15 protein-coding genes are annotated in these 14,359 nt (G+C 71.7%); 8 read left to right on the top strand and 7 right to left on the bottom strand.

What is annotated here, in order from left to right:
- Nucleotides 1–406 (bottom strand): dihydrofolate reductase family protein (locus AOK22_RS19855; protein WP_055700031.1); only part of this gene is annotated, 406 nt, incomplete at its 3' end.
- A gap of 69 nt (nucleotides 407–475) precedes the next feature.
- Here AOK22_RS19855 and AOK22_RS19850 point away from each other — a divergent pair.
- Entirely contained in the window at nucleotides 476–1,051 is a 576-nt protein-coding gene (locus tag AOK22_RS19850; RefSeq protein ID WP_055700030.1) for a TetR/AcrR family transcriptional regulator, read from the top strand.
- Nucleotides 1,052–1,055: 4 nt separating this feature from the next.
- On the opposite strand, the gene AOK22_RS19845 is transcribed toward AOK22_RS19850, so the two are convergent.
- Together AOK22_RS19845 and AOK22_RS19840 are read right to left on the bottom strand one after the other, a co-directional pair.
- Nucleotides 1,056–1,826: an ArsR/SmtB family transcription factor gene (locus AOK22_RS19845; protein WP_079036689.1), complete on the bottom strand. Its 771-nt coding sequence runs from the start codon at nucleotides 1,824–1,826 to the stop codon at nucleotides 1,056–1,058.
- Between the two features lie 76 nt (nucleotides 1,827–1,902).
- A complete protein-coding gene (locus AOK22_RS19840; RefSeq protein ID WP_055700029.1) occupies nucleotides 1,903–2,550 on the bottom strand; it encodes a TetR/AcrR family transcriptional regulator in 648 nt (215 codons plus the stop codon).
- A 72-nt stretch (nucleotides 2,551–2,622) separates the two neighbouring features.
- Between AOK22_RS19840 and AOK22_RS19835 the strand changes: the two genes are divergently transcribed.
- The 3 genes from AOK22_RS19835 (at nucleotide 2,623) to AOK22_RS19825 (ending at nucleotide 4,878) form a co-directional block, all read left to right on the top strand.
- Nucleotides 2,623–3,774, top strand: coding sequence for an acyl-CoA dehydrogenase family protein (locus AOK22_RS19835; protein ID WP_055700028.1), 1,152 nt, complete (start codon nucleotides 2,623–2,625; stop codon nucleotides 3,772–3,774).
- Between the two features lie 97 nt (nucleotides 3,775–3,871).
- Nucleotides 3,872–4,159: a YiaA/YiaB family inner membrane protein gene (locus AOK22_RS19830; protein ID WP_055700027.1), complete on the top strand. Its 288-nt coding sequence runs from the start codon at nucleotides 3,872–3,874 to the stop codon at nucleotides 4,157–4,159.
- A 95-nt stretch (nucleotides 4,160–4,254) separates the two neighbouring features.
- Nucleotides 4,255–4,878 (top strand): TetR/AcrR family transcriptional regulator, encoded by a 624-nt coding sequence (locus AOK22_RS19825; RefSeq protein ID WP_055700026.1) that lies wholly within the window; start codon nucleotides 4,255–4,257, stop codon nucleotides 4,876–4,878.
- Here the strand turns inward: AOK22_RS19825 and AOK22_RS19820 are convergent.
- On the bottom strand, nucleotides 4,869–5,333 hold the full coding sequence (locus tag AOK22_RS19820; protein ID WP_055700025.1) for a MaoC family dehydratase: 465 nt from the start codon (nucleotides 5,331–5,333) through the stop codon (nucleotides 4,869–4,871). The two genes, AOK22_RS19825 and AOK22_RS19820, sit on opposite strands and share 10 nt — an antisense overlap.
- A 107-nt stretch (nucleotides 5,334–5,440) precedes the next feature.
- Between AOK22_RS19820 and soxR the strand changes: the two genes are divergently transcribed.
- Nucleotides 5,441–5,917, top strand: coding sequence for a redox-sensitive transcriptional activator SoxR (gene soxR, locus AOK22_RS19815; protein ID WP_055700024.1), 477 nt, complete (start codon nucleotides 5,441–5,443; stop codon nucleotides 5,915–5,917).
- A 50-nt stretch (nucleotides 5,918–5,967) separates the two neighbouring features.
- Here the strand turns inward: soxR and AOK22_RS19810 are convergent, their stop codons facing one another.
- Nucleotides 5,968–7,035: an RNA ligase (ATP) gene (locus AOK22_RS19810; protein WP_055700023.1), complete on the bottom strand. Its 1,068-nt coding sequence runs from the start codon at nucleotides 7,033–7,035 to the stop codon at nucleotides 5,968–5,970.
- A 195-nt stretch (nucleotides 7,036–7,230) separates the two neighbouring features.
- Here AOK22_RS19810 and AOK22_RS19805 point away from each other — a divergent pair, with 195 nt between their 5' ends.
- Nucleotides 7,231–7,749 carry a hypothetical protein gene (locus AOK22_RS19805; protein ID WP_055700022.1) on the top strand — a complete coding sequence of 173 codons (519 nt, stop codon included), beginning with the start codon at nucleotides 7,231–7,233 and terminating at the stop codon, nucleotides 7,747–7,749.
- Nucleotides 7,750–7,761: 12 nt separating this feature from the next.
- Here the strand turns inward: AOK22_RS19805 and AOK22_RS19800 are convergent, their stop codons facing one another.
- Entirely contained in the window at nucleotides 7,762–8,370 is a 609-nt protein-coding gene (locus tag AOK22_RS19800; RefSeq protein ID WP_055700021.1) for a hypothetical protein, read from the bottom strand.
- A gap of 307 nt (nucleotides 8,371–8,677) precedes the next feature.
- Here AOK22_RS19800 and AOK22_RS19795 point away from each other — a divergent pair, with 307 nt between their 5' ends.
- Entirely contained in the window at nucleotides 8,678–11,530 is a 2,853-nt protein-coding gene (locus AOK22_RS19795; protein ID WP_055700020.1) for a penicillin acylase family protein, read from the top strand.
- On the opposite strand, the gene AOK22_RS19790 is transcribed toward AOK22_RS19795, so the two are convergent.
- A complete protein-coding gene (locus tag AOK22_RS19790; RefSeq protein ID WP_055700019.1) occupies nucleotides 11,527–12,795 on the bottom strand; it encodes a hypothetical protein in 1,269 nt (422 codons plus the stop codon). The genes AOK22_RS19795 and AOK22_RS19790 overlap by 4 nt on opposite strands.
- A gap of 451 nt (nucleotides 12,796–13,246) precedes the next feature.
- On the opposite strand from AOK22_RS19790, the gene AOK22_RS19785 reads away from it, so the two are divergent.
- Nucleotides 13,247–14,266, top strand: a complete 1,020-nt coding sequence (locus AOK22_RS19785) for a LysR family transcriptional regulator (protein ID WP_055700018.1) — start codon at nucleotides 13,247–13,249, stop codon at nucleotides 14,264–14,266.
- The last annotated feature ends 93 nt before the right edge of the window (nucleotides 14,267–14,359 follow it).

The raw sequence follows: 14,359 nt of genomic DNA, 5'->3' as shown, positions 1-14,359 counted from the left end.
CGCCGCACAGCCAGATGTCCTGCCCCTGCTGCTTCTTGAGGTCGCGGACCAGGTCGAGCGGGTCGCCGCCGGTCACGGTCACCGCCGGGTCGGGCGAGGTGCTCAGCGTGTTCGAGGCCACGTACTGGCGCAGGTGCGCGTACGGGCTCGTGATGCCGTGGTCCAGGACCTGGCGGTAGGTGCCGTGGCCCATCACCACCGTGTCGAAGCGCTGGTTGGGCGCGTCGGCGAGGCCGACGTGCGGGCGCAGGGCGGTGGGGACGGTCTCGGGATAGCGGGCGTTGACCCGTGCGGCGTAGGCGGTGGCCTGCTCCTCGTCGCCCACGGGGTAGAAGTCGACCTCGTCGGCGGGTCCCGCGATGTACCCGTCGATGGAGGTGCCGGTGTAGTACACGAGCTTGCGCATCTGGTGACTCCCCCTGTAGTACTTCTCTTGTAGTGGTGGAAACGTAGTACTACATACGGAGTGGTGTCAATGGTGCGCAGGAATGACGGGCGACGGGCGGCCCTGGTCGACGCCGCCATCGAGGTCCTCGCCAGGGAGGGCGCCCGCGGGCTGACCTTCCGGGCCGTGGACACCGAGGCGGGCGTGCCCACCGGCACGGCCTCCAACTACTTCAGCAACCGCGACGACCTGCTGACGCAGGCGGGCGCCCGGGTCTACGAACGGCTCACGCCCGACGAGGAGGTCGTCGAACGCCAGCGCGCGGCCAAGCCCGACAAGGAGACCTACGTCGAGCTGATGCGCGAGGTCGTCGGCCGCGTCAGCGGCTTCCGCACCGGGTACCTCGCCCTGCTCGAACTGCGCCTGGAGGCGACCCGGCGCCCCGAGCTGCGCGCCGTCCTCACCGAGCGCGTCCGCGCCGACCTCGACGCCAACCTCTCGTACCACGAGGCCTCCGGGCTGCCCGGCGACGCGATGGCGGTCAAGCTCCTGTACCTGGCCTTCAACTGGCTCATCGTCGAACAGCTCACGCTCCCCGAGGTCCTCTCGGAGGCCGAGCGGGACGCGATCGTCGCGGCGGCCGTGGAGCGCATCGTGGCGGAGTGAGGCGTCAGCGCGGCGCGTCCGGCCCCGCGAGGCGCTCGGTGAGGTCGTCCAGGCCCAGGAGGTCCGCGAAGGCCCGCGCCCCGCGCGGGGTGACCCGCACCGCGCGCTCCGAGCCGATCCGGTCGCACCAGCCCGCGTCCAGCGCGTGCCGGCAGAGCGCCGCGCCCGCCGCCCCCGCCAGGTGGGGCCTGCGCTCGGTCCAGTCCAGGCAGCCGCGGGCCAGCGGGCGCCGTCCGCCGCGCGGCAGCGCGATGCCCAGCTCCCCGAACCAGTCCACCCCTTGGTCCGTCAGCGCGAATCCGGTGTCCTGGCGCAGCAGCCCCCGCGCCGTCATCGCCGCGGTGACGGCGATCCCGAGCCGCCCCGCCAAGTGGTCGTAACAGGTGCGCCCCCGTGCCATCGCGGACCGGGCGCCCGCCGCGCGCAGCGTGCGGGGCCGCGCCGCGGCCTCCGGCACCACCTGGGCGGCGAGATCCTCCACGAGCTGGGCCGCGCGCGCGTCGGCCAGGCGTACGTAGCGGTGCCTGCCCTGCCGCTCCTCGGCGAGCAGACCGCCCGCCACCAGCTTGTCCAGGTGCTCGCCGGCCGTCGACGCCGCGACGCCCGCGTGCCGCGCCAGCTCCCCGGCGGTCCAGGCCCGCCCGTCGAGCAGCGCGAGCAGACAGGCCGCCCGCGTCTCGTCCGCGAACAGCGCGGCGAGCGCGGCGAGTGCGGCGGCCGGGGTGGCGGGGGTGTTGCCGGCGGCGGACCTGCTGGGCGTACGGCCTGGCGTCATGCCTCCAGCATGGGCCCCGAACGCTTCGGCGCGCGCCGAAACGTGGTCGTCCGGCCGCTCTCCGGCGGGCCCGCCCTCAGGTCCGCGCGCCCACCTGCTCGTACTGGAGCGCGAGGCCGTCGAGCAGGGCCGTGAGGCCCGTTTCGAAGGCGCGGTCGTCGATGAGGTGCTGGCGCTCGGCGAGCAGGTGGGCCTGGCCCAGGTGCGGGTAGTCGGCCGGGTCGTACGCGGCCTCGTCGTCCACGAAGCCCCCGGCGAACGAGCCGAGCGCCGAGCCCATGATGAAGTACCGCATCAGCGCGCCGATCGACGTGGCCTGCGCGGCCGGCCAGCCCGCGTCGACCATCGCCCCGAACACCGCGTCCGCGAGCCGCAGTCCGGCCGGGCGGCGGCCGGGGCCCTGCGCGAGCACCGGGACGATGTTCGGGTGCAGGGTGAGCGCCGCCCGGTAGGAGACGGCCCAGTCGTGCAGCGCCGTGCGCCAGTCGCGCCCGTCGGCCGCGTCGAACATCGACAGGTCGACCTGCGCGCTCACCGAGTCCGCGACCGCCTCCAGGATCTGGTCCTTGGTGCGGAAGTGGTTGTACAGGGACGGCCCGCTGACGCCGAGTTCGGCGGCGAGGCGGCGCGTGGAGACGGCCGCGAGGCCCTCGGCGTCCACGAGCGCACGCGCCGTCTCGACGATGCGATCTCTGCTGAGAAGGGGCTTGCGCGGTCGGGCCATGCGGCACATAGTAGGGCTGCCCCAGTAAACTAGCACTGCTAATTTACATCTCGACGCGAAGAGGTGCCCACGATGAACCTGGAGCTCAGCGAGGAGCAGTCCGCCGTCCGGCAGCTGGCCGAGGACTTCGTCGCGCGCGAGATCACCCCGCACGTCGTCGACTGGGACCGCGCCGAGAGCGTCGACCGGGGCATCGTGAAGAAGCTCGGGGAGGTCGGCTTCCTCGGCCTGACCATCGACGAGGAGTACGGCGGCTCCGGCGGCGACCACCTCGCGTACTGTCTGGTCACCGAGGAGCTGGGGCGCGGGGACTCCTCCGTGCGCGGCATCGTCTCGGTCTCCCTCGGCCTGGTCGCCAAGACCATCGCGCACTGGGGCGACGAGGAGCAGAAGCGGCGCTGGCTGCCCGGCCTCACCTCCGGCGCGTACGTCGGCTGCTTCGGGCTCACCGAACCGGGCACCGGGTCCGACGCGGGCAACCTCTCGACCCGGGCCGTGCGCGACGGCGACGACTACGTCATCAACGGCACCAAGATGTTCATCACGAACGGCACCTGGGCCGACGTCGTCCTCCTCTTCGCCCGCACCGGCGACGCCCCGGGCCACAAGGGCGTCTCCGCGTTCCTGGTCCCCACCGACACCCCGGGTCTGAGCCGCCGCACCCTGCACGGCAAGCTCGGCCTGCGCGGCCAGGCCACCGCCGAACTGGTCCTGGAGGACGTCCGCGTCCCGGCGAGCGCCATGATGGCTCCCGAGGGCAAGGGCTTCTCCGTCGCCATGTCCGCCCTCGCCAAGGGGCGCATGTCGGTGGCCGCGGGGTGCGTGGGCATCGCGCGGGCCGCCCTCGACGCGGCCGTGCGCTACGCCGGTGAGCGCGAGCAGTTCGGCAAGACCATCGCCCACCACCAGCTGGTGCAGGAGCTGATCAGCGACATCGCGGTCGACGTGGACGCCGCGCGGCTGCTGACCTGGCGCGTCGCCGACCTCATCGACCGGGGGCAGCCCTTCGCCACGGAGTCCTCCAAGGCCAAGCTCTTCGCCTCCGAGGCCGCCGTGCGCGCCGCCAACAACGCCCTCCAGGTCTTCGGCGGCTACGGCTACATCGACGAGTATCCGGCGGGCAAGCTGCTGCGCGACGCCCGCGTGATGACGCTCTACGAGGGCACCAGCCAGATCCAGAAGCTCGTCATCGGCCGCGCGCTGACGGGGGTTTCGGCGTTCTGAGGGGGCGGCCGGGCGACTGGGTCGCCGGGCCGGGTGAGTACGCGTCTGAGTACGCGAGCGGATATGGCGCGGGCCACTCCTGCCCGATGCTGCGTCCATGACTGAGCCACCCGTGAAGCAGCAGACCACGACCGCCTTCTACGGCCAGGCGGTCGCCTCCTTCTCCGTCGCCCTGGCCGCGGTGGCCGTCGGCATCGGCTACCTCGACGCCTCCGCGTGGGTGCGGGGCTTCCTCGCCATCTCGGTGCTGTATCTGACCACCTCCGCGTTCACCCTCGCCAAGGTGATCAGGGACCGGCAGGAGGCCGACCAGATCGTCAGCAGGGTCGACCAGGCCCGCGTGGACCGGCTGCTCGCCGAGCACGACCCCTTCGCCAAGTCCTGACCGCCCCGCCGGGGCCCTGCCGGGTCCCGGCACCCTAAGCGCTTGCTCACCGACAGGGGTATGGTGTCCCTCCCGACGGGGTGAAGGAGTGGGACATGGGATCGGCCGCGGAGACCGAGAGCGAGGAGCAGCCGTGGGGCGAGGTCAGCCCCGACGCCGCGAGGCGGCTGCTGATCGCCGCCGTCGAGGCCTTCGCGGAGCGCGGGTACCACGCCACGACCACGCGTGACATCGCCGGCCGCGCCGGCATGAGCCCCGCCGCGCTCTACATCCACTACAAGACCAAGGAAGAGCTGCTCCACCGCATCAGCAGGATCGGCCACGACAAGGCCCTGGACATCCTGCGGACCGCGGCGGACGGAGAGGGCGGCGCCGCCGAGCGCCTCGCCGCGGCCGTGCGCTCCTTCGTCCGCTGGCACGCCGCCCACCACACGACGGCGCGCGTCGTGCAGTACGAGCTGGACGCGCTCGGCGAGGAGCACCGCACGGAGATCGTCGCGCTGCGCCGCAAGTCGGACGCGGCCGTGCGGGACATCATCAACGACGGCGTGCGGACGGGGGAGTTCGACGTCCCCGACGTGCCGGGCACCACGCTCGCCGTGCTCTCGCTCTGCATCGACGTCGCCCGCTGGTTCAACACGGCGGGGCACCGCACGCCCGACGAGGTCGGCGCGCTCTACGCCGACCTCGTCCTGCGCATGGTGGGTGCTCAGAAGTAGTAGCGGGACACCGACTCCGCGACGCAGGCGGGCTTGTCGGCGCCCTCGCGCTCGACGGTGACCTGGGCCGTCACCTGCACCCCGCCGTCCTTCGTCGGCGTCACGTCGGTCAGCACGGCGGTCGCGCGCAGCCGCGAGCCGACCGGTACGGGGGAGGGGAAACGCACCTTGTTCGTGCCGTAGTTGATGCCCATCCTCATGCCCTCGACGCGCATGGTCTGCGGCACCAGGCTCGGCAGCAGCGACAGCGTCAGATAGCCGTGCGCGATCGTGGTCCCGAAGGGGCCCTGCGCCGCCTTCTCCGCGTCCACGTGGATCCACTGGTGATCGCCGGTGGCGTCGGCGAAGAGGTCGATCCGCTTCTGGTCGACCTCCAGCCAGTCGCTGTACCCGAGTTGCTCGCCGACCCCGGCGCGCAGTTCCTCGGCCGACGTGAAGATCCTCGGCTCCGCCATGACCCTGGCCTCCTAGACGTATGCGGCGACGTACGCAGACTAAGCGCTTGCTCAGCATGCGGGGTGCGCCGACGCGTGTCAACGGACCGGCGATTAGGCTTCGCGGGGTGCCCCAGATCCCAGAGAAGGTCCACGAACTCACGGTCGGCCAGCTGTCCGCGCGCAGCGGCGCCGCCGTCTCCGCCCTGCACTTCTACGAGTCCAAGGGCCTCATCACCAGCCGCCGCACCTCGGGCAACCAGCGCCGCTACCACCGGGACACGCTGCGCCGCGTCGCCTTCATCCGCGCCTCCCAGCGCGTCGGCATCCCGCTCGCCACGATCCGCGAGGCGCTCGACTCGCTCCCCGAGGAGCGCACGCCCAACCGCGAGGACTGGGCGCACCTCTCGGAGCACTGGCGCAGCGAACTGGACGCGCGCATCAAGCAGCTGAGCCGGCTGCGCGACCACCTCTCGGACTGCATCGGCTGCGGCTGCCTGTCCCTGGAGACCTGTGTGCTCTCCAACCCCGACGACGTCTTCGGCGAGCGGCTCACCGGCTCCCGGCTCCTCGGCGAGCGCCGGACGGCCGCGCCGGCGGAGTGAGCGGGGAGGGGGGGGGGCGGCCCCGCGGCCGCCCCCCCCCACCCGGACGCCTACTCGTACTCGGTGCCGCCCTTGCGCGTCAGATACGCGGCGCTGACCGCCTTCGCGATGGCCCGCCCGCCCGTCACCGGGCTGTACCGCTCCACGGCGGGCCGGATCACCAGGCCCTCGCGCAGATGCAGCTCCCGCCCGGACACCGTCTCGCGGCCCGTCGCGAGCTCCAGGACGCGGTGGCTGTCGTAGGGGCCCTCGTACAGCCGCGGCACCAGCGGCAGTTCGCCCGCGAGCAGCTCCGCCGTGTCCAGCCAGCGCACCTCGCCGTCGAGGTCCGCGCTCACGTCGAAGGCCGCGTACCCGAGCGTCTCGCGCCGCCCGTCCGCGCCGTAGCCGAGGTCCTGCACCCCGTCGCCGTACACCTCCCCGAAGATGCCGATCCGGCGCGCGCCGAGCCGCCGGGCCAGCCGGGCCGCCGCGTCCGCCACCCCGTGGGCGCGGACCGCTCGCCAGTACAGATTGCGCGGGTCCTCCCGCAGCGCCAGCGACTTGGCGCCGAACCCCTTGGACGAGACGTGCACGCGGTCGTCCTCGGCGACATAGGTCACCAGGCAGGCCGAGCCGTGCAGCTTCTCGGTCAGGACGACCGGCTCGCCGGGCGCGAAGACGTCCGGGTGCCGCTGGATGTTCTCGATGTCGACCCAGGGCAGCAGATCGGGCGCCGCCTCCACCTCGCCGTCCATCGTCGGCGGGATCGGCGGCACCCACTTGGTGATGCCGAGCCGCTCCGCGAAGTCCGTGCCGTCGGCCGCCGCGCTCGCCAGGTCCTGCCCGTCGAGCGCGGCCGGGCGGCACACGATGCCCTGCGACAGCTCGCCGCGCAGCCGCACCGCCTTGACCCGGTCGTGGTTGCCGCCCGCGAGCCTGCCCGTGAGGCCCAGCTCCTCGATCAGGGGTGCCGGCAGGACCGCCTGCTCGGGGATGTACACCGCGTACTCGCCCGTGCGGTAGGCGCCCTTCGCCACGACCGCGCGGTACAGGCCCACCTGGGCCAGTTCCAGCGCGTCGGCGCGGGGATGCTCGTGGATCGTCAGCACTTCGGCGGTGACGCGCAGCGTCGACATGGGCCTGTCTCCTCAGGGGCTCCGGGTGTCCGTCATCGCCGATCACTCTCCCCGCCGCAAAATTGACGTGACCACCGAAAATTCCCTGTGCTACGTCTGGCCGCAACCGTCCGATACGTATCAACGTGTCTTCTACGCAAGGCAGTTGCGCAAAGAACGAAGAAGGCACGTCGACGCCGATACGGGGGAGGGGCGATGTCGGTCGCCATCTGTTCACTGCTGTGGGACGCCGCGCGGCACGCGCCGCAGCGCGTGACGTACGACAGCGACGGGTACCACCTGGTGCGCTTTCCCTACGGAGCGGACCAGGAGTCCTACGATCCGTGGCACATGCACGACCCCGCGAGGGGCGGCACGCACCCCTCGCGCTTCCCGGACGCCCGCTCCGGGCTCATCTGGCCCAGCCACGAGGGCTGGGGCGTGCTCTCCGCGATGGTCTTCTGGGACTCGGCCCCGAAGCCGACCGAGTACCGCGCGCGCTTCGTCCGCGACCCGCTGGAGCTGTCGACCGGGTACGACTCGACGGCCACGACCGACTCCGCCGCCACCCGGGGCGGGCAGTTCCGGTCGTACGTCTGGCAGATGTTCGTGCACCCCAGCACGCCCGTCGCGCTGAAGATATCGGCGCGCGGCGTGGGAGACGTGAAGCTCGCCACGCCGCTCACTCATGCCCAGTTCAAGCTCGCCGTCCACACGGACGTGGCCACACCCTGACCACGCCGTCCCTCACGCCGAGACCAGGGGGCGCAGCCGCCGTGCCTGCGCCTGGGCCACGGCGTCCGTGGTGAGGACCGGGCCGGGCACGACGATGCCGCAGCCCGTGCAGACCGCCCCCGACGACGGCTCGTGCGCCAGTCCGTGCCGCCACACCAGGGTCGTGTCCGCGCAGACGGGGCAGGCCGTGCCCGGCGCCCGCTCCAGCGCCGCGATCAGCCGGCGCAGGACTTCGGCGAGGGGCTCGTGCGGGTGGACGTCCGGGTCGTCGCACCAGGCGACGCCGCACCCGCCCCAGGTGCAGCGGTGCCAGTCGTCGTCGCTGCCGGGGCGCCTGAGCCCGTCGTGCTTCTCCTTGCGGCGGCGCTCCGCGAAGTCCGCCTCGTAGGCGAGCCACACGGCCCGCGCCGCCTCCAGTTCGTCGAGCGCGGACACCAGCCGCGCCGGGTCGGGCGACCTGTCCTCGGGCCCGAAGCCCGCCCGGGAGCTCAGATGGTCCCAGGTCGCCCGGTGGCCGTAAGGGGCGAACCTCTCCAGGCACTTGCGCAGCGAGTAGCGCCGCAGTGCCAGATCGCTCTGCGGATCACGCACCTGTCTCGCGAGACTCCGGAATCCGGCCATCGCCCTGCACCTCCGTCACACTTTCCCCGTACTGGTACCCCGTGTTCCTTCTCTGCCGGTGTCGAAGCCGGGCCTTGGTCCGGGGCCGGCCTCGAAACGACGTCGCCGAGTAGACGTATCGACACGCGATTCGGCTCCCGTATCGGGCGACAGATTTTCGCTTGCCCGTTTGAACTGGGCTGACGCCTGTCGGAGGGGGGCGCGTTGTGGTGATTCGGAAAAGGCGACGCATGTTCATCTTTCGGGTTCGTCAACCCACCAGTAGCCTCCGGCGCATCGGTCTTCCCCAGGACCCGGAGGAGCACCCATGCGACGACGCATCGTCCGACTCAGAACCCTCACGGCGGGAGCGGCGCTCGCCCTCGGCGCCTCCCTTCTCGCCCCTCTGCAGGGGGCGTCGGCCGCCCCGCCGAAACCGGTGCCCAAGGCGGCCGCCGACTACTGCGAGGGCCAGTGCGCCGACGTCCTGCCGCCCGGCGCGAACGGCGGCGCGACCCTCGCCGAGATCCTCGCCCACCGGGTCTTCGGCACCCAGCCGAAGCACGCCGACGACCAGTTGGGCCCCTACGACGCGCTCTCCTCCGGCTATCCCTCGCTCACCGACGACCGCCTCACCGAGTTCTTCGACGACTCCTCCTTCGGGGTGCGCGAGGACCAGGTGGACTCCGTCACCAAGCCGCGCGACGACGTGACGATCACCCGGGACAAGAAGTACGGGATCCCGCACATCCAGGGCACCACGCGCTACGGCACCGAGTTCGGCGCGGGCTTCGCCGCGGGCCAGGACCGGCTCTGGCTCATCGACCTCTTCCGGCACATCGGGCGCGGCCAGCTGACCTCGTTCGCCGGCGGCGCGCTCGCCAACCAGGGCCTTGAACAGCAGTTCTGGCCGCAGGCTCCGTACACGGAGCAGGACCTCGAAAAGCAGGTCGAATACATCAAGTCGACCCAGGGCGAGCGCGGCAAACGCGCGATGGAGGACGCGCAGGCCTACATCGACGGGCTCAACGCCTACCGCGTCAAGGCCAAGAACGGCCGTTACTTCCCCGGCGAGTACGTTCTCACCGGCAAGATCGACGCCATCACCAACATCGGCGAGATAGAGCCCTTCAAGGTCACCGACATGATCGCCCTGGCCTCCGTGGTCGGCGGGCTCTTCGGCAACGGCGGCGGCGGAGAGGTCGAGTCGGCCCTCTCCCTGCTCAAGTCCCAGGAGAAGTACGGCGTCGAGAAGGGTACGAAGGTCTGGGAGTCCTTCCGCGCCCGCAACGACCCCGAGGCCGTCCAGACCATCCACGACGGCACGAGCTTCCCGTACGCGGGCAAGCCCGAGAAGGCGCGCGGCACCGCGCTGCCCGACCCCGGCTCCGTCGAGCGCGAGCAGCTCGTCTACGACCGCGAGGGCGGCGCGAAGAGCGGCGCCAAGGACCCGGTGAAGGCGCCCAAGAAGCTCAGGCCGCTCCAGGGCATGTACGACAAGGGCGTCCTGCCCTCGGACCTGTTCCGCGCGGACGGCCACAAGAAGGGCATGTCCAACGCCCTGCTGGTGTCCGGCAAGCACACCGCGAGCGGCAACCCCGTCGCCGTCTTCGGCCCGCAGACCGGCTACTTCGCGCCCCAGCTCCTCATGCAGCAGGAGCTCCAGGGCCCCGGCATCAGCGCGCGCGGCGTCTCCTTCGCGGGCGTCGGCATGTACATCCAGCTGGGCCGCGGCCAGGACTACGCCTGGTCGGCCACCTCCGCCGGACAGGACATCACCGACACGTACGCCGTCGAACTGTGCGAGCCCGGCGGCGGCACGCCCACCAAGCAGTCCACCGGCTACCTCTACCGCGGCACCTGCACGCCCATGGAGAAGCTGGAGCGCAAGAACGCCTGGAAGCCGACCGTCGCCGACTCCACGGCCGCCGGCTCCTACCGCATGCAGGTCTTCCGTACGAAGTACGGCATCGTCAGCCACCGCGCCACCGTCGGCGGCAAGCCCGTCGCGTACGTCTCGCTGCGCTCCACCTACCGCCACGAGGCCGACTCCATCATCGGCTTCCAGATGCTGAACGACCCCGGCTACGTGAAGGACGCCGCGAGCTTCAAGAAGGCCGCGCAGAGCATCAGCTACGCCTTCAACTGGTTCTACGCCGACTCGCGCGACGTCGCGTACTACAACAGCGGCGCCAACCCCGAGCGCGCCAAGGACGTCGACCCGGCCCTGCCCGTCAAGGGTGAACAGGCCTACGAATGGCAGGACTTCGACCCCGCGGACAACACCTCCGCGCAGACCCCGCCCGCCGAGCACCCGCAGTCCGTCAACCAGGACTACTACATCTCCTGGAACAACAAGCAGGCCAAGGACTTCAACACCGCGGGATTCGGTGTCAGCGCCGTGCACCGCGGCGACCTGCTCGACGGCCGCGTCAAGAAGCTCACCGAGGAGGGCGGCGTCACCCGCGCCTCGCTGACCCAGGCCATGTCCGAGGCCGCCGTCACCGACCTGCGCGGCGAACAGGTGCTGCCCGAGCTCCTGAAGGTGCTCCGCAGCAAGCCGGTCACCGACCCGCAGCAGGCCAAGGCCGTCCAGCAGCTGGAGGCCTGGCGCAAGGCGGGCGCCCAGCGCAACCAGACGGCGGCGGGCTCCAAGGCGTACGCCCACCCCGACGCCGTGCGCATCATGGACGCCTGGTGGCCGCTCCTGATCGAGGCCGAGTTCAAGCCGGGCCTCGGCAAGGACCTCTACGACGCCCTCACGGCCCAGCTCGCCACCGACGAGGCCCCCTCGGCCGGCCACGGACCCACCGGGGCGCACGCCGGATCGGCCTTCCAGTACGGCTGGTGGGGCTATGCCGACAAGGACCTGCGCGCGGTGCTCGGGCAGCCGGTGAAGGGCGGGCTGGGCGACACCTTCTGCGGCGACGGCAAGCTCGACGCCTGCCGGGACGCCCTGCTCACCACCCTCACGCAGGCCCTCGCGAAGCCGGCCACCGAGGTCTACCCCGGTGACGACTCCTGCAAGGCGGGCGACCAGTGGTGCGCCGACTCGGTCATCCACCGTGCCCTGGGCGGCATCACGCACAAGCCGATCCAGTGGCAGAACCGCCCGACGTACCAGCAGGTCGTCGAGTTCCCGCGCCACCGCGACCCCTCGGGCGGCCCGGGAATCCGCTAGGCGCGCGCGATCCGCCCTGCGGCGAACACGACGTGTGCCAGTTGCTCGTGGCACACGTCGCTGTGCGCGCCGGAGGGCGGACCGCCCCGCCGCACCACCGACGCCGCGTCGATGCTCACGCACCCCTTGGTGGGCACCTTCTCGCCCAGCTTGATGCGCTTGCCGCCGTCCACCGCGCGGATGCCGTTGTAGCCGATCGCGCCCCACCGCTCCCACAGGTTCAGAAAGCTCGTGGAGTCCCCGGCCAGCTTCGACGCCAGCGGGTAGAGGCGGCCGAGCGCGTCGTCGAAGTGGGAGTAGCAGGAGACGAGCGGCCCGTCGATGCGGTGCTGCATGCCCGCCAGCGCGCCGCCCCGCGTCCTGTCGTGCGGCAGCCGCCCGGCGAACGCGTAGTGCGAGAAGGCCCCTTCGAGCAGCGTCACCGACTTCACGGCCCGCACGTCCGCGGGCATTCCGCGCAGCGCGTACGAGACGAGCCGGCCCCCGAAGCTGTGCCCGATCAGATGCACCCGGATCGCCGGCGCGTCGGCGGCGAGCAGGCCGATCGCGGGCCCGAGCCCCAACTGGCCCACCGCGCCCGCCCGTCGCTTCATCGCGTAGTAGGTGCCCTGGCGCAGCAGTTCGTGCGCGCCGGACCACAGCCGTTTGCGCAGCGAGCCGAAGAGCTCGGGCCGTTCGGTGTGCTCCGCGAGGGCGGCGGCGAACACCTCGCACACCTGCACCGCGTCGTCGGTGAGCATCGCGGGCTCGCCCGCGCCGGTGTCCTCGCCGAAGTGCCGGGCCGGGCTCGTCTCCCGCAGCGAGACCAGCTCGCGCACCAGCCGCCCGAACTCGTAGATCCGGGTGGGCACTTCGGAGCGCTCGGCGAGCAGCTCCGCGATCCGGTCCAGCGTCGCGCCCTCCTCCGGGAAGGCCCGGGCGAGCGCCTGCCGGGTCGCCGCGTCCAGGACCGGTCCGCCCGGCGGCGCGGCGGCGGTCACGGTGGCGGAGGGGTCGTAGTCGGGGATGGGTTCGTCGGCGAAGCGGATCGCGGGCCAGAGCACCCCGACGTAGCCGAGGCGCACCCCCGACGCCGACATGCCCGGACACGGGGCGAAGAACCGGCGGTACAACTGCCGTGCGTCCCGCTTCTCGTTGTTCCAGCCGTGCGCGAAGAACAGCAGATCGGTGACGCGTTCACGTTCCGCGCCCGACAGCAGCTGTGCGCGCTGCGCGGTGTCGACGTCGCCGTCGGCGTCGAAGGTCAATTCCCAGTAGGGCTCCACGCCGGTATGGTCCTGCCGCCCGGGCCACCTGGCCAGATGTCGCGCGGCACACGCCGGTGCCGGTATCCACCCCCGAAGGCACCGGTCCCGGCGTGTGCCACGCGGCGCGGCGGCTAGGCGCCGGCCTCGTGCTGCCTCGCCCAGCGGTTCACGGGCGGCGGCCAGCACAGCACGACCGCCACGAGGGCGGTGGGCAGGGAGACGAGGTGCCCGCAGCCTGCAGTGCGGTGGGCGCGGGGGCGGCCTTGTGGTGACTCACGAGCGTGTCTCTCCCTGCAGAGATGAATGATCGTGTGGGATTGGCTCGACCATTCCACGGGTACCGGGAACACATCCAGTATTTTCTGGAAGAAATCCCCAGATAATTTCCGCTGAACTCCGGATCAGTTTCCCGCTGTGGTTATGCTGCATGGCCTAAAAGACGAGGGAGTCGGAGAGCGAGAACTCGCGCATGGCATTATCAGGTCCGCAGCAGTACCCCACGGATCTCCTTGACACCACGATGGACCAGTTGCGCACGCTGCTCGCGGTGCACGAGAGCGGCACCGCGCTGGCCGCCGCCCGCCTGCTGGGCCGCGAGCAGTCCAGCGTGCAGAAGCAGCTGGACACGATGAACCGCACGTTCGGGGCGCTGTGCGGGGAGGCGCTCGTCCTCAAGCGCGGCCGCGGCAAGGACGTCCTGTTCACCCCCACCGGCGAGGCCCTGGTCGAACTCGCGCGCCGCACCCTCGACCAGTGGACCGAGGGCGTCCACGACGCCCGGCGCCGCCTCGGCAGGACCCTCTCCGTGGGCTCGACGCGCTACACGCTCGGGTTCCTCCTCGACGCCGTGGAGCGCGTCGGCGAGGCGTACGAACGGCGCGGCGTGGACCTGAAGGTGACCCATGTGCGCACCGGCGACCTCTTCGCCAAGCTGCAGGCCAAGGAGTTGGACCTGGTCTGCGGCAGCATCGTCGTCACCGAGGGCCAGGAGGCCGAGCTCGACCCGTACGAGATCATCGAGTGGCGTCGCAGCGGCCTCTCCCTGCTCACCAATCTGCCCGAGGAGCGGCTGCCGGGCCCGTCCGTGACCGCGGGCCGGCTGACCACGCTGCCCCTGGTGGTCTCGGCCGGCGGTCTCATCGCCCGCTTCCTCGCCGCCTGGTACGGCACGGACTACCGTCAGCACCTGTCCGTGGCCGCCGAGATAGAGGCCGCGCACTACGGCTTCGAGCTGTTGCGCTCGGGCGTGGTCAGCGGGGCGATGCTGGTCACGCAGGGCATCGGGGAGGCCGCCGAGAGCGGCAGCCTCCCCGAGGCGGGCGGCCTGCGGCGCCTGGACATCATCGGGGACGTCGGGCCGAGGACCGAGGTGCTCGTCGGGGTGTTCACGCGGCGCGGCGACCGCGCCTCGTGCGGTCCCGGGCACCCGTTGAATCTGTTGTGGGACGCTTTGTCCAAGGACAACGAACGCTGGTGGCTCAGCCGTTGAATTGCCGGGTCCGGCATTCCCGGTGACGTGCGCGGCACGTCGGAGCGGGCGTGGTCCGGACGTAGGGAGAATTCAGCCGCGGTACACGTCGTG

The sequence above is a fragment of the Streptomyces silaceus genome (assembly GCF_001419745.1).
In the GTDB taxonomy this organism is placed as follows: Bacteria; Actinomycetota; Actinomycetes; order Streptomycetales; family Streptomycetaceae; genus Streptomyces; species Streptomyces silaceus.
This window is presented reverse-complemented; position numbering and strand designations above follow the sequence as displayed.